The organism is Hwanghaeella sp. (genome assembly GCF_965227365.1).
In the GTDB taxonomy this organism is placed as follows: Bacteria; Pseudomonadota; Alphaproteobacteria; order UBA8366; family Aestuariispiraceae; genus Hwanghaeella.
This window is the reverse complement of sequence record NZ_OZ245754.1, coordinates 2,096,108-2,114,468: the sequence shown is the minus strand read 5'-3', so window position 1 is coordinate 2,114,468 and position 18,361 is coordinate 2,096,108. Positions and strand designations below refer to the sequence as shown.

The window sequence follows — 18,361 nt, the reverse complement described above, 5'->3', positions numbered from 1 at the left end:
TTTATTCTCCTTGAACCCTAGAAACGGGTTCCGAAACTGAAGCGGAAAAATTCGGTCTCATCGTGGTCTTCCTTAACCACGGCCTGAGAGAAATCTACCCGGATCGGACCAAACGGCGAGACCCAGTTTACACCGACCCCGACCGACGCGCGCAGCGAGCCGGTATCGATCAGCGTATTGCCGGTATCGTCGATTTCGGTCAGCGTTCCGAAATCCGAGAAAACGGCGCCCTTGATACCGAACTCCTCCGGCAATCCAAGCGGGAACAGGACCTCAACGGAACCGCGGGCCAATTGCTGACCGCCCAAGGCATCTTCGGTCGCCAGATCCCGCGGCCCGACACCGGCACTTTCGAAACCGCGCAAGCTGTCTCCACCGAGGAAGAAGCGGTCGTTGATCCGCACATCATCGCCAATTCCGACGATATACCCCAGTTCACCGGAAACGGTCGCCAGGACATCGTCGGTGACCTGATGGAAGTATTTCCCTTCCAAAGTCGTCCGCCCGAATGTGACATCCCCGCCCAGACCCGCAAAGTCGGTCCCGAAGGAGAGGATATAGCCATCTGTCGGATCAACCCGGCTGTTGCGCTTATCGAAGGTCAAGGTCTGGCCGATAATCGACCGTGTCGAGACCCCCTCCTGTTCCCGGATGATCCTGGACGCATCGGCGTCGACATCCTGGATGTCCTGACGGCTCAAACGATAGAAGACACTCTGACGCCAATCGTCATTGATGTCATAGCCCATACGCAAGGCGCCGCCCGTTTCCTGGAGATCAAACGAGCTTTCATCCTGATTGTCGCGCACTCGGTGGAACAGATCGAAACCGCCGGACAATTCCTTGTCCAAGAAATAGGGCTCGGTGAAGGACAAATCCAGCCCAGATTCCTCCTGGGCGATGATCAGCCGCAGATTCAAATCCTGCCCCTTACCCAGCAGGTTTCTCTCGCGGATCCCGATTTCACCCAAAGCCCCGGTCGTCGTCGAGAAACCGGCGCCCAACGTGATTTCGCCGGTCGACTGCTCGGCAACATCGACCTCGATGACGGTCTTGTCGGGCGTCGATCCCGGGACGTTGTTCACGTCCACATTACTGAAGAAGCCCAGACCGCGGAGTCGGTCCCGACTGCGCCGCAGCCTGGTGGAGTTGAACGCATCGCCTTCCACCAACTGGAATTCCCGGCGGATAACCCGGTCCAGCGTTCGCACGTTGCCACGGATATCGATGCGTTCGACATAGACTTTCGGTGCTTCGCCGATCTGGAACGTCAGGTCGATAACCCGATTTTCACGGTCGCGATCCGCCAAGGGACGAACGTCGACGAAGGCATAGCCCTGTTCACCAACGGCGTCGGTCAATCGAAGGATCGCGTCGTCGACCGCGTCGGCGTCATAATAGTCGCCGGTTTCAAGTTCGATGAACTGCTTCAGCGGTTCCGCGTCGACGTCTACGATTTGGGACACGACGTCGAAGGTGCCGAAGGTGAAGCGCTCACCCTCTTCGACTGTAATCGTAATGAAGAAGCTCTCGCGATCTTCGCTCAACTCCGCGACGGCGGACACCACGCGGAAGTCGACAAAACCATTCGCAAGGTAATGCCGACGAAGCAATTCGCGGTCGAATGTGAGACGGTCGGGATCATACGTGTCGGCGCTGCTCAAAAAACGGTACCAGGCCGATTCCTTGGTCGCGACGACGCTGCGCAGATCACTGTCGGAGAAGTACTTGTTTCCGATGAAGCTGATCTTTTCGATATCCGTAATCGGCCCTTCCGAAATCTCGAAAACCAGATCGACACGGTTCTGTTCCAGCTGGATTACTTTGGGCTCAACCGTCGCAGCAAATCGTCCACTGCGCCGATAGACATCCAAGATCCGACGCACATCGCTCTGCACCCTGGTCCGTGTGTAGACCACACGCGGGCGAAGCTGAACTTCCGCCTCCAGCGCTTCATCCTTGATGCGCTTGTTCCCTTCGAAGGCGATGCGGTTGATGATCGGGTTTTCAACGATCCGAATGACCAACGCATTTCTTTCCTGGCGCATGGTCACGTCAGCGAACAGGCCGGTGGAAAACAAGGTTTTCAGGGATTGGTTGATCGCCGAAGCATCGAACGGGTCGCCTTCCTTCACAGATAGATATGAAAGAACGGTTTCGGCCTCGATGCGTTGGGTGCCTTGCACGACGATCTCTTCGATCACCGGCGTGCCCGGCCGGACCGGCTGCGGGGTCACACGTTGGGACGGCTCAGCCCCAGTCGCTGGCTGCGGCGGAATGATCGTCTGTACCTGCGCAAGCGCTTGCGGCCCGACAAAAGCAGAAAACACGGCCAAGGCGGCCGCGATGAAAACCGCGATCAGGAACTGCCGACGCAAAGGCACGAACACATCCTACTCCCAAAACCCGCGACTGCGATCCCAATACGATAAACGCGGTCGTAGCGATTCTATTTCTATTTCGCTGTATACTACAACGGCAAGTGAATGAAATCATTCACTGTAACAAAAACCATCAGACCAACAATCAAGGCCAACCCTATTCTTAGACCGTATTCTTGAGTCCGTTCATCCAACGCTTTTCCGCGGATGCCCTCGATTGCATAAAAAAGCAAGTGCCCCCCGTCCAGCATCGGTACCGGGAACAAGTTGATAAGGCCCAGATTCACGGATAGCAAGACCGCGAAATGGACCAGCCAAAGCGCGCCCATTTGTGCAAAATCATTCGACAGCTGAACGATCCGCACCGGTCCGCCCAGTTCCTCCGTTCCGCGATCCCCAGTGATCATTTCACCGACCGAAGCCAGCGTCACCGTGATGATTCGCCAGGTTTCTCCCGTCGCCTTGCCAAGAGCTTCCGAAACACCCGATTTCACATAGGTGGGCGCCGGGCCATGGACGCCCAATCGATACGACGTGACCTCGGCGCCGTCTTCGCCGCTGACGGTCACTTCCCGCGGCGACGCCGTCAGGAACGAGACCGCCCCATCACGTTCTATTTCGAAACGCAATGCCTGCCCGCCACTGCCAACCACGGCAGTTTGCAGGTCGCCGAATGTTTCGATCGGAGCTCCGTCGATCGACAAAATCCTGTCACCGGCGATCAAACCGGCCTCGGCCGCCGCCGAACCTTCGACAACCCCACCGATCCCGGCTGTGGCGAAATCCTGCGGTTTCGGCTGGCCGACAAACATGAAGAGCGCTGCCAGAACAAGAATCGCGAAAATGAAATTGGCCGCAGGCCCTGCCGCAACCACGGCGGCACGTCGGCCCAATGATTTGTGGGAAAAGGAGACTTCCTGCTCGGCCGCGGTCATCTCCCGCGAACCGCCCTCAATTTCAGACGGCATTGAATGCTCGCCGAACATCTTCACGTAACCGCCAAGCGGCAGCATGCTGACGCGCCACCGTGTGCCGTGACTGTCGGTCCACCCGAACAGTTCCTTGCCGAATCCGATGGAGAAAGTCTCCACGCGAACGCCGCACCAGCGCGCGACCGCGTAATGACCCAGCTCGTGCACGAAGACCAGGACGCAGAGGACCGGTATGAAATTCCAATGGCCTAACGCGCCGATCAATTCATCCATTGCAGGTGTAACCTCTGAAAAATGAAAAAGGTTAAATCAAGGCGCCGCAGCGACACGCGGCGAAGAGAACGACTCCAAAGCTTCCAAAGCCCGTGCCCTGCCTTCCAAATCCGACGCGACAGCATCGTCGAGGGTCCCGATTTCGGTGGGCGGCGTTTCCGTCAGCACCCTTTCGACCAAGGCCGCAATATCCAGGAATCCGATGCGGCCTTCAAGAAAGCTGGCGACGGCGACCTCATTGGCGGCATTCAGTACCGATGGAGCATTACCACCCGCAGTTAGTGCTTCACGGGCAAGACGCAAGGCCGGAAACCTCGTTTCGTCCGGTGCTTCGAAGGTAAGAGCGGCAATATCGGTGAAATCCAGCCGATTGGCAGGCGCATGGATGCGATCCGGCCACCCCAAGGTGTGGGCGATCGGAACACGCATATCCGGCGACCCGAGCTGCGCCAGAACCGAACCGTCCGCGTACTGCACCATCGAATGAATAATCGACTGTGGGTGGACGACAACGTCAATAAGGGTTTCAGGGAGATCGAAGAGGTGATGCGCCTCTATGATTTCCAATCCCTTGTTCATCATCGTCGCGGAATCGACGGAGATTTTTGCCCCCATATCCCAATTAGGGTGGTTCACGGCCTGCTTCGGGGTAACCGCCGCCATTCTGTCCGATGTCCAATCCCTGAATGGACCGCCCGAAGCCGTCAGTATTATTTTTTCCAAGCCGGATCGGTTCCGCTCCTCCAACACCTGGAAGATCGCATTATGCTCTGAATCGGCCGGGAGAATCTTCGCGCCGGCGGAACGCGCGGCCTGCATCATCAGGTCACCGGCGCATACCAGGCATTCCTTGTTAGCCAGCGCCACGGCGGCACCGCGTTCCACGGCCGCCATGGTAGGCGCCAATCCGGCCGCGCCAACGATTGCCGCCATGACCCAGTCGGACCGTCGTCGTCCGGCTTCTACCAAGGCGTCAGGGCCGGCCGCCAATTCGGTCGCTCCCCCACCGACACGTTCCTTCAACGCTCCGTAGAGCGACGCGTCCGCAATCACGGCGAAATCGGGTCTGAAACGCTCGATCTGCGCCGCTAGCCCTTCGACATCCCGATGGGCCGTCACCGCCGCCACCCTGTACCGGTCCGGCGAGCGGCCGACGAGGTCCAGAGTATTGCCGCCGACCGACCCGGTGGATCCGAGAACCGTTACCGACTTTTGCTGCGTCATTCGAATAATACTTTCAAGAAACCGTCCACGTCTTCACCACGTTGCCGGCGGCCCACCCGCGGCGAAAACGATGCAAGCCAGAACGGGCGTCGCAAATAGAAACCCGTCCAGCCGGTCGAGCGCCCCGCCATGCCCGGGAATAATAGAGCCCGAATCCTTAACACCGGCTTGTCGCTTGGCCCAGGATTCGAGCAAATCGCCCATTTGCGATGCAATCGAGACCAGCAACGCGGCAGCAATCATCGACAGGATTGGAAGCACCGCCACGGCGCCGAAAACAGCAACAGCCGTCGCGCTGCCGATCAAGGCACCAATAGACCCAGCCCATGTCTTTTTGGGGCTGATCGCAGGGGCCAGTTTCGGTCCACCGACAATGCGGCCAGCCGCATAGGCGGAAACGTCACTTGCCACGACGACCGATAACAACAGGATCCATATATCGCCGCCGCCTTCACCCTGCCGAAGCCAAATGGCCGCAATACCGGCTGCGGCTATGTAGGCAACCCCGGCGATACCCATCCAGGTAACCGAGCGCCCGGGAAGGAATCGGAGCGCAAACAGAACAGCCAGGACAGCCACCACGGCGACCAGGGCGAATTCCATGAAGCCCATCGCGGCAAATCCGACCGGAACAATCTCCGCGACAACCAAGGAAAGCCTGTCGGTCAGAGAGCGGGCTCTCGCCAATAGGCCCAATTCCCATGCCATCCAGGCGCACATGACGAGCACAGCGATCGCGAATGCATCTCCCCCCTGCCAAATCAGAAAGCCCGCCGCCGGCAGCATGACTGCGGCGGAGGCGATCCTGGGAACGAGATCGCGGAATTTGTTAGCGGGTTCCGGCGGTTGCGCCATAGCGCCGCTCGCGTTTGCCATATTCGTCCACTGCCTGTTGCAGATCTTCCTTGCCGATATCAGGCCAATATTTGTCCAGGAACACGAACTCCGTATAGGCGCATTCCCATAACAGGAAGTTGCTGATGCGGCGTTCTCCGCTGGTCCGAATCAACAGGTCTGGGTCAGGGATGCCAGCGGTGCCGAGATGTGCGGCGAAAACCGTTTCATCGATCGCATCGGCGCGAATCAGCCCCAACGAAACCGAAGTTGCCAATTTGCGTGCCGCTTCAGCGATATCATGACGCGCGCCATAGCTCAGGGCCAGGACAAGGGTCATCCCCGTATTGTTCGCGGTCGTGGCTTCCGCATCCTCAACCAGTCGAACAATGTCTTTTGAAAGACGCGCACGGTCGCCAATCACCCGAAAGCGAATACCCTTCGCGTGCAGATCTGCGATCTCCGACTTCAGGTATCGTCGGAGAAGGTTCATCAACTCACCGACCTCTTCCTCAGGCCGGCGCCAATTCTCGGATGAGAAGCTGAACAGCGTCAGATATCGGATACCAAGATCTGCCGCCCCTTCGATCGTGCGCCGAACCGCGTTCACCCCGTTCCGGTGCCCTTCGATACGCGGCAAACCGCGGGATCGCGCCCAGCGGCCATTCCCGTCCATGATGACGGCAAGATGAGTGGGTATCTCTTGCGGCTGGTTCTCGTGCATGACGCTACCAAGGAAATGCGGTCAATAGGCCAAAGGCCTCAGACCTGCATGATTTCCTCTTCCTTGTGCGCCAAGGCGTCGTCAACCTTCTTGATGTGCTCGTCCGTCATCTTCTGAACCTGATCCGATTGACGGTGCAGTTCGTCCTGACTGATCTCGCCTTCCTTTTCGGATTTTTTCAGATGCTCGAGTCCATCCCGGCGTACGTTGCGGATCGCGATGCGGGCTTGTTCCGCGTATTTTCCCGCGACCTTTGTCAGTTCCGCACGACGTTCTTCGTTCAATTCGGGAATCGGCACGCGAATCACGGTTCCTTCAGACATCGGGTTCAACCCGAGGCCAGATTCCATGATCGCCTTTTCGACCGCCTTGGTAACGCCCTGGTCCCAAACCTGCACGCTCAGCATGCGTGGCTCCGGAACGCTGACCCCGGCGACCTGCTTCAAGGGAACCGTGCCGCCATAGGCATTGACCGTGATGTCCTCAAGCAGCGACGTAGAGGCGCGACCGGTCCGCAGCCCCATGAATTCACGTGCCAGGGCATCCAACGCGCCATCCATGCGGCGTTGAAGATCCTTCATGCTAAAATCCGCCATCGACGAAACTCCCGAAATACATTCTTCTGGCTTCGGCGGCGGCGATCACTGCGCCGCATTTCCGAAACCTGTTCCCTTGGCCTCAACGCCCTGATTATGCGTGTGTATCCGTGTCCTAGGATTGGCCTGTAACTATCGTATACCGCCCCTCGCCGCGCAACACCCTGGCAAGCCCGCCGGGCTCCTGAATGGAGAAGACGATAATCGGTATGTCATTGTCGCGGCTGAGCGTAATCGCGGATGCATCCATAACCTTAAGATCGCGCGCCAAGACGTCCATATATCCCAATTTTTCGAATCGGACGGCATCGGGATTCTTTTTCGGATCGGAATCATAGACACCATCCACCTTGGTGCCTTTCATCATCGCGTCGCAATCCATTTCCGATGCGCGCAAGGCCGCCGCCGTATCCGTCGTGAAGAACGGGTTTCCCGTACCGGCCGCGAAGATCACGACCCTTCCCTTTTCCATATGCCGTACAGCCCGGCGACGGATATAGGGTTCGCACACCGTCTGCATCGGGATCGCGGACAGGACACGGGTCGGGACGCCGATCGCCTCCAGCGCGCTTTGCATCCCAAGCGCATTCATCACGGTCGCCAGCATGCCCATGTAATCAGCGGTCGTGCGTTCCATGCCGCTGGCCGCAGCAGAAACCCCCCGGAAGATATTCCCGCCGCCGATGACCAGGCAAACCTGCACACCTGTCTCGACCGCTTCCTTCACTTCCTCGGCGACACGACCGACCATGCTCGGGTCCAGGCCGAAATCCTGATCGCCCATCAAGGCTTCGCCGGAAATCTTAAGCAGCACCCGCCGATAAAGAGGGGCCGGCGCCTTATCCGGCGCCGGCCCCTGACCGATGGATGCCTCAAGCGGTTTTTTGGCCGAGGTCATTCCGAATCCCCTCTCGGTCGTTCCGTCGTTGTCGTTCACTCAACTCTTTCATCGCGGCCCGGGCGGCCGACACCGACCGCCCCGTGACCGCAAAGGATCAGCCTTTGACAGCCTGCGCGACTTCGGCAGCGAAATCGGACTCTTCCTTTTCGATCCCTTCGCCGAGTTCGAAACGGACGAAACCGGTCAATTTGATGTCCGCGCCCGCATCCTTGGCCGCCTTTTCGATGACCTTGGAAATCTTGGTTTCGTTGTCGATCACGAAGACCTGCTCGGTCAGGACGACTTCCTCATAGTACTTGCGCAGACGCCCCTGCACCATCTTTTCGATGATTTCTTCGGGCTTTCCGGACTCGCGCGCCTGCTCGGTCAGCACCGCTTTCTCGCGGTCCAGCGCCGACTGGTCGACATCGGCGACCGTCAGGAACTCAGGGCGGGCTGCGGCGATATGCATCGCAACCTGCTTGCCCAGCGCTTCCAGGACGTCGGTCGAGGCCGCGGATTCCAGCGCAACCAAGACACCGATCTTGCCAAGACCCGGTACCAGCGCGCTGTGCATGTAAGAGGCGACGAGACCTTGGGAAACTTCCAACACCTTGGCGCGGCGGAAGCTCATGTTCTCACCGATCGTCGCGATGTTGTGCGTCAACTGCTCCGCAACGGTCCGGCCGGTTTCGGGATAGGCGGCGCCTTCGATGGCGCTCGCTTCCTCACCGACTTCCAACGCGATATTGGCGATGGTCGAGACGAATTCCTGGAAGCTCTCATTGCGGGCGACAAAGTCCGTTTCGGCGTTGATTTCCACTGCCGCACCCTTGGTGCCGGTCGTCACCACCGCAACGAGACCGTCCGCCGCCACACGGCCGGACTTTTTCTGCGCGGCCGCGAGGCCTTTGGTGCGCAACCAGTCAACCGCGGCAGCCATGTCGCCATCGGTTTCCGCCAGAGCCTTCTTGCAATCCATCATGCCCGCGCCGGACTTGTCCCGCAGTTCCTTGACGAGCGCAGCTGTAATAGCAGCCATGGTTTTTCCTCTTTTCTCTGTCTTCCTGCGGCAACGGCGCCCCCCGGAGGAGCGCCTATATCGGCCGCGTGATACGATCTTTGAGCCCGGGCCGGGTCCGCGCCAGCGCTGAGACCCGGATGGGCTGTTACAGACGATTCGTTACCGTCTTATGGACGTCGGCCCCGGCAAGATACCGAGGCCGTGTCCCAAAACCGCCCTTAGCTGGCGGGGGCCTCTTCGGCCTCGGCGGCGGGCGCCGCCTCTGCAGCCGGGGCTTCTTCCGCAGCCGGCAGTTCTTCAGCGACCGGCTCGGACGCCGCACCGATATCGACACCGGACGTGGACAGCGAAACCTGCAGACCGTCCAGGATGGCGCCGGTCATCAGATCGCAATACAGGTTGATGGCGCGCATCGCGTCATCGTTCCCGGGGATCGGATAGGTGATACCGTCCGGGCTGGAATTGGAATCGATAACAGCAACCACCGGAATGCCCAGGTTATTGGCTTCCTGAACCGCGATGCTTTCCTTGTTCGTGTCGATGATGAACAGGATATCCGGCAGGTTGCCCATTTCGCGGATACCGCCCAAGGATAGATCGAGCTTGTCGCGGTCGCGCTGCAGTTGAAGCAATTCCTTCTTGGTCAGGCCCTGGTGATCGCCTTCCAGGCGCGCATCCATTTCCTTCAGGCGCTTGATGGAACCGGAGATGGTTTTCCAGTTCGTCAGCATACCGCCGAGCCAACGGTGGTTGACGTAGTACTGACCGGACTTGCCCGCGCTTTCCTTGACGATCTGCTGAGCCTGGCGCTTTGTGCCGACGAACAGGATACGGCCGCCGGAAGCGGCAACGTCGCGAACAGCCTGAAGGGCCTGCTGCAGCATCGGAACAGTCTGTTCCAGATCGATGATGTGAATGCCATTGCGCTCACCAAAGATGAACGGCTTCATCTTCGGGTTCCAGCGGCGGGTGGTGTGTCCGAAATGGACGCCAGCTTCCAGGAGCTGACGCATGGTATATGACGGCATGGCCATGATGGCTGCCTCCTTTTCTTCTCCGGTTGTTCCTCCACGGGGCTTTGTGGCCGCTTGATCCAAGGGATTTCCGCGGCACCGGATGGTAGGGTTTCCAGCCATACAGGCACGACCCGACCGACCCCGTGTGTGAAGTCGCGCGGGGTATATACCCTGCCCTTGCCCGTGACAAGCCCAGCGATGCCCGGGAAACGGCCGTTTCGGCGCGTTTATTGTTCGCTTAGATAATAAAGAGCATCAGCCGGCACGACAGAGAGCTTTCCCGCGCCCGGCTCGCGCCATTCCAGTTTTAGCGTGGAAACGCCTTTCTTTTCGAAATAGAGAATCTCGATCGGGTACATTCCGGGCGCCGGAAAATCCGCCCCGATGATGGGAGACGTCCGGTCGGCGTGCACTTTGGGATCGGAATGCAGCTTGTTTCCCGCGATCCAGAGCTCCACACCGTCATTTGACGTCACCCGGAAGAAATGGAGGCCCGGCGTCTCAACTTTCAGAAATCCATGAATTCGGGCACCGACCATATCCGAGGCCTTGCTTGTCAGGACAGCGCCTTCGTTCCCGACATAGTTCAGTGCCTGGATCGGCGGGCCCGTCTCCCCTTCCCGACTGCGGATCAGCCCGCGCAATGCGTCCACCCGGTTCATCTTGGCATAATAATAGTCGACGGTCAGACCTGGCTGAAGCGCCGGGTCCTGGATCGTGACCGGTGCCGGCACAAGAGGCTCAGACTGATTAACCGCGCTCAATCTGCGTTGATGCGGTTCGCCAGGCGCCACCGCATTGATGAATCCGCGTAAGGCATCGACGACCTCCGGACGATTGAGTGCGATATTGTGCCCTCCCTCGCTGAAATGCAGCACTTTGGTCCGTGTCGCCCTGCCGAACCGTTCATCCGCCCGGCTCGGATCCAGCAATTCGTCGTCATCCGCGATCAGCACCAGACGGGAACCATGCTGACCGTCGACCGCCCAGTTCATGTCGTCATAGGCTTTCGCATGGTCTTCGGTCACCGTGAAGGCTTCCTGCCGACGGTCGCCCTTATGCGTCCCAAGAGAACCGCGAAGCACCGAGCCGGGATCCAAAGCAGGATTGACCAGAACCGCACCGGCCACCGGATAGTGGGTCAGAATATAGTCCGCCCAGTATCCGCCGAGCGACGTCCCCAGAACCACCACCTTCCTGTCTTTCAGGTAGTGCTCGTAAACCTCTTCGAATGCTTGTTTGTCGGCATCGACATCCGTGTAGTCGTAATTGAAACCGACGACCGTGTGGGAATCACCGAACAGATCCACGATCGCGTCGTAGTCGTCATTCGGCATCGCGGATTGATAACCGTGCAGCAACAGGATGACGGCAGGCGCGAATTCGGTGCGGTCGCGACCGTCATCGGTGTAAACGGTAAACCGTTCGAAAGCGCCGTCCCTAACCAGTTCAGGGCCTTTCTTGTCGGCACCGCACCCTGCCAAGAACAAGGCTGCGCACAAGGCAGCAACCAGAACTTTCCCCGGACTTGCTGTCCTATCGGTTGCTTTGCGCATTGACGTCATCAGGCAGTCTGAACGCCCCTTAATGGTCCTTGCTCACGATGCAAAACATAAACGAGGCACCCGCCGAAAAACAACGGAGCCAGCAACATGATGGGCGGTCCGAAAAAGACGGAAAGTCCGGCAATCCACAGTACACGCCTGATACCGGACGTCTTCACGCCGATGGCCAGCAGAATGACATAGGGAACCAGATAGCAAAGGAACCAGAACGCATCGTTAGTAAACGCTCGCACGCCGCCTTCCAGCGTACCGAACCCGGCGAGCTTGTAGGCGATGATCTCGTTTAGGAAGAGGCTGCTGTTCAGAAATGTAAGCAGGAACCCGCCCACATCGACCGGACCGCCGGTGCCTGCGGCTACATCCACGTATTTTTCGTTGGCCTGATAGATCCACGGCGAGAGGGAATAGCCGACATGATCCAAGATCGGAGTCAGGAGCAACATCGGAACGACAAGAATCCAGAGGCTTGTGACCCGGCCCGCGATGACCGTCCCAATGCTCTCACCACGCTTATCCAGGGACAGCATGGCCATGTACCCCGCTACGAGGAAGAAGAAGGGCACCGCCCAACGGCGCCACGCATCCATCCCCGGAAGATCGAGGGTGCTGAATTCGGAGTAGGTGAAGTGGCCAATGAAGACCGTCGCCATCGCGGCGATCTGCAGCAGATGCAGGAAGTTGCTGAAACTGCCGGTTGCTCGCTCAGGATGGTAACGTGTGGCCGCGCGCTGTTGCGGGAAGAGGCGATCGATCGGGCCGGCGAGCAACGGCGTTGCCCGATATGCAATGGGCGCCAGTCCCGAAAAGACCTGCCCGACGGCCATGCTTGCCGTAATCGTGGCGAAAGCGAGCGCTGTCTGGTGCATCCCGTTCGACGGATCATGTCCCCAAAGCGCCGCGAAGAAATACAGGAACGGGACGTGAAATACAAAAATCGGCAATGTGTGCGGCCGCGCAACGCGGATGAAGGCGTCCAGCCAAGCGGGCGTTCGGTCATCCGTAAGCAGGTATTTGGACAGATAAAGGATACCGGCCAGGAAAGCGAGATGCCCGTATTGCAGGGCGAAACGCTTGCTCATGTCCAGGTATTGCCGCACCGAATACGGCGCCAGGGTCTTCGTCCACTGATACAATTCCTCACCGAGGCGCAAATGCATGAAAACCGCATAACCCATAACGGTAGCGGCCAGCATAAGCCATACGGCGCGCCGATCCGCGACAAAACGCGGAAACGCTCTTGGTGCAACGTCGGACACCCGAATTCCTTCTATCGATCAACTTCGCAGAGGCAACAGATAGGATCGGCACGACGGTTTTAAACCGGTTCCGGGAAAAACACCGATCACAGCGTCGTTTCTCGGCCTTTGTTGCAACCAAGCTGGAAAGAAAGGCGTTTATAGGTCCTGGACGTCTATGATGCCGGGTATGGCCTTTACGGCCTGGCGCAAACGCCCGTCGATCTTGAAGGTCTCGCCCAGTTCGATCTCGATGTCCCCTTCGGGACGATCCTTGAGCTGGATGGTGACACGGCCACGGCCGCGTTTTCCGTGCTGGTGCAGCAGACTGGACAGATGCTCGACGCAATCGGGCGTCGACAGATAGACCTCCATCCCGTCAGCGGCATGGGCCGCCTCATCCTCCAAGGATTTTACGGAGAGACAGGTCAGTCGAGGCTCTTCCCCCTCGCCTCGCGTCTGGACATCGACGACCACGACCAGCGGCTCACCGGCATCCAGCAATTCCATGGCACTGTTCAGCACCTCCTGGAACATGGTCACTTCGTAGGACCCTGTCGCGTCCGACATCTGCACGAACGCCATTTTCGACCCGCGCGACGTCGTCATGATGCGGCGGCCGCCGACAATCCCCGACAACAGGACCTGCCCGCTGCGCAGACGGCCGGAAATGACGTCGCGCCAGTTCGACACCCCCAGTTTGCGGCAGGTCTTGGCATAAGCCTCCAAAGGATGGGCGGAAAGGTAAAAGCCTATTGCATCATGTTCCTGGCTCAGGCGCATCTGCTGCGGCCAATCGGGAACATCGCGAAGTTTGGGCCTGGTCGAGGCCGCCATGGCGTCACCGAACAGGCTGACCTGGTTACTTTCCCGGTCCGCCAGGGCGGAGGCGGCATGCGCCGCGATCACGTCGATGGACTCGAAGACCTGCCGCCGGTTCGGGTTGAGCCCGTCAAACGCACCGGCCTTGGCGAGGTTTTCCAGTGCCTTCTTGTTCACCGATCGGGTGTCGAGCCTGTTCGCGAAATCGAAGAGGTCCTTGAATTGCCCCTTCTCCTGACGCTCGCGCACGATGGACTCCATTGCCTGCTGCCCGACATTCTTCAAGGCGGCCAAGGCATATCGGACCTTACGCTCGCCGGTCTCGGACTGTTCCACGGAGAAACGCACCTGGGAACGGCAGATGTCCGGCGGCAGCAGTTCGATGCTCTGCCGGTCCATTTCCGACCGGAAGACGTTCAGCTTGTCCGTATTGTGCAGATCGAGCGTCATGGACGCGGCCAGGAACTCGACCGGGTAATTCGCTTTCAGCCAGGCGGTTTGATAGGCGACCAACGCATAGGCGGCCGCGTGGCTCTTGTTGAAGCCGTAGCCCGCGAAGGCGTTGATCATGTCGAAGATCTCGTTCGCCTTCGGCGCGTCAACCTGGCTGTGTTCCTTGGCGCCCTCGACAAAGATCTTCCGCTGGGCGTCCATTTCGGCCTGGATCTTCTTACCCATGGCCCGGCGCAACAGGTCGGCACTGCCGAGGGTGTAGCCGGACAGAACCTGGGCCATCTGCATAACCTGTTCCTGATAAACCGGGATGCCGAACGTTTCCCGCAGCACCGGTTCCAGCTTTTCATGCGGATAGGTCGGGACCTCTTCCCCATGTTTGCGCTTGATGTAGGTCGGGATGTTTTCCATTGGGCCCGGACGATAAAGGGCCACAACGGCGATAATGTCCTCGAAACGGTCAGGGCGCAGCTTTTTCAGCACATCCCGCATGCCGGAACTTTCCAACTGGAACACACCTACCGTCTCTGCCTTGCAGAGCATCTCATAGGTTCGTGCATCGTCCAGTGGCAGGGTCGAGATATCCAGCGGATCGCCCTTGCGGTCATCCCGTGCGTCGATCAGTTCCTTTGCCCGCGCGATCACGGTCAGAGTCTTCAGGCCCAGGAAGTCGAACTTCACCAAGCCCGCCTGCTCGACGAACTTCATGTTGAACTGAGTGACCGGCATGTCCGAGCGCGGATCGCGATAAAGCGGCACCAATTCGGTTAGCGGCCGATCGCCGATGACGACCCCGGCGGCATGGGTCGAGGCGTGTCGGTAGAGACCTTCCAGCGGAAGCGCCGTTTCGATCAAGGTCCGGACTGCCGGATCCTCAACCTTCATCTGCTGCAGCATCGGCTCCCCGTCGATCGCTTCCTGCAGCGTGACGGGCTTGGCCGGATTGTTCGGCACCAGTTTGCAGATCCGGTCGACCTGACCATAGGGCATCTGCAGGACACGTCCGACATCGCGCAGCACGGCGCGTGCCTGAAGCTTACCGAAGGTGATGATCTGGGCGACCTGATCCTCGCCGTATTCCTTCTGCACATAGCGGATCACCTCATCGCGGCGATCCTGACAGAAGTCGATATCGAAATCCGGCATGCTGACGCGTTCCGGGTTCAGGAAACGTTCGAACAGCAGATCCCAGCGCAACGGATCCAGGTCGGTGACGGTCAATGCCCAGGCGACGACCGATCCGGCACCCGAACCACGGCCAGGTCCAACCGGAATATCGCGATCCTTCGCCCATTGGATGAAGTCCGCAACGATCAGGAAGTAACCCGGGAAGCCCATCTGCGCGATGACGTCCAGCTCGTATTCCAGCCGCTCGCCATATTTCTTCGCGACCGCTTCGCGCGCGGCCTCGTCCATGTCTTCGGTGAAGACCTGCCCTTCGAGCCTCTGTTTCAGGCCCTCCAAGGCCATGTCGCGCAGCGCTTCCGCCTCGCTTCGCCCGTCCAGCTTGGTATAGACCGGCAACAAGGGTTTCTTCTTTTCGACCATCGCCGAACAGCGACGCGCGATGACCAGGGTATTGTCCAGCGCTTCCGGAATGTCGGCGAAAAGTTCTCGCATTTCAGCTGCGGTCTTGAACCGATGATCCTCGGTCAAACGCCGGCGGTTTGTTTCCGACACATAGGTACCGCCCGCGATGCAGAGCAGCGCGTCATGCGCCTCGTACATCTTCTTATCCGGAAAGAAGCATTCGTTCGTCGCGACAAGCGGAAGATCCAAGCGATAGGCCATGTCGATCAGGGCCGGTTCGATACGGTCTTCGTCGGCCAGACCGTGGCGCATCAATTCCACGTAGAGACGCCCGGGGTAAATCTCGGCCAAGCGCTTGAGGATCGCTTCCGCCTCGTCCTCCTGCCCTTCAAGAAGCAAACGCCCGACCGGTCCGCGAATGCCGCCGGTCAAAGCAATGACACCTTCGTTCCAGGCCGCCAGATCCTCGATATCGACCTGTGGGTCTTCCGCTGCGTTCGTGCCCAGGAAAGCCTTGCTCGAAAGCCGCATCAGGTTGCCGTAGCCGGCTTCGTCCTGGGCCAATAACACGACCTGATCGGGCCGCGGGGCCTGGGCCATGCTGTTCGCCTGCCGTTTGTCCGGCGCCCGAACGCTGAGCTGCACGCCCGGGATCGGCTGAACCCCCTCTCCCCGCGCGGCGAGAGAAAATTCCAATGCCCCGAATAGATTGTTCGTATCCGTAATCGCGACGGCGGGCATGCCCTCCCCCACGCATTTCTTCACCAGGTCTTTAACCCGGATCGCGCCCTCGGAAAGGGAATAGGCGGAATGAACGCGAAGATGAACGAAGTCAGCGTGAGTCATTCGGGAAGGTTTGCAGAGTCCTCAACCGATGCCAATCCGACCTGCCTGTTGATCCTGGGCACAACCGAAATTTTCTGTGGATAACTTCTCCCGCGCCGATCAGGCAGCGTCGACCAAGCCACCATCCTTGAGCGTCACCACACGATCCATGCGCTTGGCGAGTTCCGGGTTGTGGGTCGCGATCAGGGCGGACATGCCGCGGTCGCGGACGAGGCCGAGCAGCATGTCGAACACCACGGCGGATGTGCCGGGGTCGAGGTTGCCGGTCGGCTCGTCTGCGAGCAAGACCAGCGGGTCGTTGGCGATGGCCCGTGCGATGGCGACGCGTTGCTGCTCCCCGCCCGAAAGCCGGGCGGGACGATGTTTCATACGTTCTTTCAGGCCGACCGCTTCCAGCAGATGGGCGGCCTTTTCCATCGCGTCGCGCTTGGAACGGCCCGCCAGCATTTGCGGCAGGGCCACGTTTTCCTGGGCCGTGAATTCGGGCAGCAGGTGATGGAACTGATAGATGAAACCCAGGCTGTCGCGGCGGATGGCGGTGCGGCCGTTATCGTCCATCTTCCCGCACGACTTGCCGCCAACCAGCACGTCGCCGCCATCGGGGTATTCAAGCAAGCCTGCGATATGCAGCAGGGTCGACTTCCCCGCCCCGCTCGGCGCGACGAGGCCCACCAGTTCGCCCGGGCGGATATCGAGCGCGGCGCCTTTCAGCACCTGCAGCGGATGGCCGATGCCGGTATAGACGCGGTCGACCGATTGGAGGGACAGGACCGAATCACTCATACCGCAGCACTTCCACCGGATCGAGGCGTGCCGCTCGCCAAGCCGGATAGATCGAAGCCAGGAAGGAAAGCGTCAGCGCGATGACGACGACGGAAATCGTTTCAGTGGAATCGATTCGCGCCGGAAGCTGCGACAGGAAATAAATTTCCGCCGCGAACAGGTCCGCACCCGACAGGCTTTGAATCCACTGACGGATGGTCTCAATATTCAGCGCGAAGGAGATACCGAGCGCCGCCCCTGCCGCCGTGCCGATCACGCCAACCGAACTGCCGGTCATGAAGAAGACCCGCAAAAGCATGGACCGGCTCGCCCCCATGGTGCGCAGGATGGCGATGCCTTTCGCCTTGTCGTTCACCAGCATGATCTGACTGGAAATGATGTTGAAGGCCGCCACCATGATGATCAGCGTCAGGATCAGGAACATCACGTTTCGTTCGACCTGCAGCGCCGTGAAGAAACTGGAATTTACCCGCTGCCAGTCGAGTGTCTGGGCTTTGGTGCCCACGACCGCAGCGACGTCGGTCCTGAGAGCGAGCGCCTGATCTGCATCCTGGACCATCACTTCCAGCCCGCTGACTGCATTCGGATACTTGAAGTAGATCTGCGCCTGGGCGAGCGGCATGTAAATGTATGTATTGTCGTATTCGTACATGCCGACATTGAAGATGGCGGCGACGTCATAAGTCTTCATCCGCGGCACGGTCCCGAAGGCCGAGGGCGAACCTTTTGGTGAGATCAGTGTGATCTTGTCGCCGACGCCAAGCCCCATCCGGGCCGCCATTCGACCGCCGATCAGGACGCCGCGCCCATCGTCGAACCCGTCCAGCGCGCCTTCCTTGATCGAGTTGCGTAGCAAATCGCGGGCGAGAAAATCGTCGCGCCGCACCCCGCGCACGACTGCGCCGGAGGCCAGGCTGTTCGCGCTGGCCATGACCTGACCTTCGACCAGCGGCGTGACACTCACGACACCGTCAACCTGCCGGATGGCATCCGCCAAGAAATCGAAATCGGTAATCGCTTCAGACCGATACGCCGTCACGCTGATATGGCCGTTCAGGCCCAATATCCGGGTCAGCAACTCGTGCCGGAAGCCGTTCATCACCGCCATGACGATGATCAGCGTGGCCACCCCAAGCGCGATGCCGACCAGCGAGAACCAGGCAATGACGGAGATGAAACCTTCCTGGCGCCGTGCGCGAAGATAGCGGAAGGCGACCAGCCGTTCGACGGGTGCGAACAATCG

General features: G+C 59.4%; 14 protein-coding genes. All 14 read right to left on the bottom strand.

Translation table 11 applies throughout. The annotated features are described in order from the left end of the window. Window positions 1–17: 17 nt before the first annotated feature. A complete protein-coding gene (gene bamA, locus ACQK2G_RS09675) occupies window positions 18–2,384 on the bottom strand; it encodes an outer membrane protein assembly factor BamA (RefSeq protein WP_425404819.1) in 2,367 nt (788 codons plus the stop codon). Window positions 2,385–2,470: 86 nt separating this feature from the next. Then, window positions 2,471–3,586 carry an RIP metalloprotease RseP gene (gene rseP, locus ACQK2G_RS09670; protein ID WP_425404818.1) on the bottom strand — a complete coding sequence of 372 codons (1,116 nt, stop codon included), beginning with the start codon at window positions 3,584–3,586 and terminating at the stop codon, window positions 2,471–2,473. A gap of 36 nt (window positions 3,587–3,622) precedes the next feature. Next, on the bottom strand, window positions 3,623–4,810 hold the full coding sequence (locus ACQK2G_RS09665) for a 1-deoxy-D-xylulose-5-phosphate reductoisomerase (RefSeq protein ID WP_425404817.1): 1,188 nt from the start codon (window positions 4,808–4,810) through the stop codon (window positions 3,623–3,625). Between the two features lie 33 nt (window positions 4,811–4,843). Beyond that, window positions 4,844–5,686: a phosphatidate cytidylyltransferase gene (locus tag ACQK2G_RS09660; protein ID WP_425404816.1), complete on the bottom strand. Its 843-nt coding sequence runs from the start codon at window positions 5,684–5,686 to the stop codon at window positions 4,844–4,846. Beyond that, the gene (locus ACQK2G_RS09655; protein ID WP_425404815.1) at window positions 5,640–6,368 is read right to left on the bottom strand and encodes an isoprenyl transferase; all 729 of its coding nucleotides are present in this window, start codon (window positions 6,366–6,368) and stop codon (window positions 5,640–5,642) included. The genes ACQK2G_RS09660 and ACQK2G_RS09655 overlap by 47 nt, the downstream gene beginning before the upstream one ends. Window positions 6,369–6,406: 38 nt before the next feature. Continuing rightward, on the bottom strand, window positions 6,407–6,964 hold the full coding sequence (gene frr / locus ACQK2G_RS09650; RefSeq protein ID WP_425404814.1) for a ribosome recycling factor: 558 nt from the start codon (window positions 6,962–6,964) through the stop codon (window positions 6,407–6,409). A 115-nt stretch (window positions 6,965–7,079) separates the two neighbouring features. Further along, a complete protein-coding gene (pyrH, locus tag ACQK2G_RS09645; RefSeq protein WP_425404813.1) occupies window positions 7,080–7,862 on the bottom strand; it encodes a UMP kinase in 783 nt (260 codons plus the stop codon). A 97-nt stretch (window positions 7,863–7,959) separates the two neighbouring features. Beyond that, window positions 7,960–8,886, bottom strand: a complete 927-nt coding sequence (tsf, locus tag ACQK2G_RS09640) for a translation elongation factor Ts (protein WP_425404812.1) — start codon at window positions 8,884–8,886, stop codon at window positions 7,960–7,962. A 200-nt stretch (window positions 8,887–9,086) separates the two neighbouring features. Further along, a complete protein-coding gene (gene rpsB, locus ACQK2G_RS09635; RefSeq protein ID WP_425404811.1) occupies window positions 9,087–9,902 on the bottom strand; it encodes a 30S ribosomal protein S2 in 816 nt (271 codons plus the stop codon). Window positions 9,903–10,111: 209 nt separating this feature from the next. Then, window positions 10,112–11,440: a YqiA/YcfP family alpha/beta fold hydrolase gene (locus ACQK2G_RS09630; RefSeq protein ID WP_425404810.1), complete on the bottom strand. Its 1,329-nt coding sequence runs from the start codon at window positions 11,438–11,440 to the stop codon at window positions 10,112–10,114. 8 nt (window positions 11,441–11,448) lie between these two features. Further along, on the bottom strand, window positions 11,449–12,705 hold the full coding sequence (locus ACQK2G_RS09625) for an acyltransferase family protein (protein WP_425404809.1): 1,257 nt from the start codon (window positions 12,703–12,705) through the stop codon (window positions 11,449–11,451). Window positions 12,706–12,843: 138 nt separating this feature from the next. After that, window positions 12,844–16,335, bottom strand: a complete 3,492-nt coding sequence (gene dnaE, locus ACQK2G_RS09620; RefSeq protein WP_425404808.1) for a DNA polymerase III subunit alpha — start codon at window positions 16,333–16,335, stop codon at window positions 12,844–12,846. Window positions 16,336–16,434: 99 nt separating this feature from the next. After that, window positions 16,435–17,118 carry an ABC transporter ATP-binding protein gene (locus tag ACQK2G_RS09615; protein ID WP_425404807.1) on the bottom strand — a complete coding sequence of 228 codons (684 nt, stop codon included), beginning with the start codon at window positions 17,116–17,118 and terminating at the stop codon, window positions 16,435–16,437. Continuing rightward, window positions 17,111–18,358: a lipoprotein-releasing ABC transporter permease subunit gene (locus ACQK2G_RS09610; RefSeq protein ID WP_425404806.1), complete on the bottom strand. Its 1,248-nt coding sequence runs from the start codon at window positions 18,356–18,358 to the stop codon at window positions 17,111–17,113. Before ACQK2G_RS09610 ends, ACQK2G_RS09615 begins: the two co-directional genes overlap by 8 nt. Window positions 18,359–18,361: the final 3 nt, after the last annotated feature.

Coding starts and splice junctions, on each gene's coding strand:
- rseP (WP_425404818.1), bottom strand. CDS start 3,586: ATGGATGAATTGATCGGCGCGTTAGGCCATTGGAATTTCATACCGGTC.
- ACQK2G_RS09665 (WP_425404817.1), bottom strand. CDS start 4,810: ATGACGCAGCAAAAGTCGGTAACGGTTCTCGGATCCACCGGGTCGGTC.
- ACQK2G_RS09660 (WP_425404816.1), bottom strand. CDS start 5,686: ATGGCAAACGCGAGCGGCGCTATGGCGCAACCGCCGGAACCCGCTAAC.
- ACQK2G_RS09655 (WP_425404815.1), bottom strand. CDS start 6,368: ATGCACGAGAACCAGCCGCAAGAGATACCCACTCATCTTGCCGTCATC.
- frr (WP_425404814.1), bottom strand. CDS start 6,964: ATGGCGGATTTTAGCATGAAGGATCTTCAACGCCGCATGGATGGCGCG.
- pyrH (WP_425404813.1), bottom strand. CDS start 7,862: ATGACCTCGGCCAAAAAACCGCTTGAGGCATCCATCGGTCAGGGGCCG.
- tsf (WP_425404812.1), bottom strand. CDS start 8,886: ATGGCTGCTATTACAGCTGCGCTCGTCAAGGAACTGCGGGACAAGTCC.
- rpsB (WP_425404811.1), bottom strand. CDS start 9,902: ATGGCCATGCCGTCATATACCATGCGTCAGCTCCTGGAAGCTGGCGTC.
- ACQK2G_RS09630 (WP_425404810.1), bottom strand. CDS start 11,440: ATGCGCAAAGCAACCGATAGGACAGCAAGTCCGGGGAAAGTTCTGGTT.
- dnaE (WP_425404808.1), bottom strand. CDS start 16,335: ATGACTCACGCTGACTTCGTTCATCTTCGCGTTCATTCCGCCTATTCC.
- ACQK2G_RS09615 (WP_425404807.1), bottom strand. CDS start 17,118: ATGAGTGATTCGGTCCTGTCCCTCCAATCGGTCGACCGCGTCTATACC.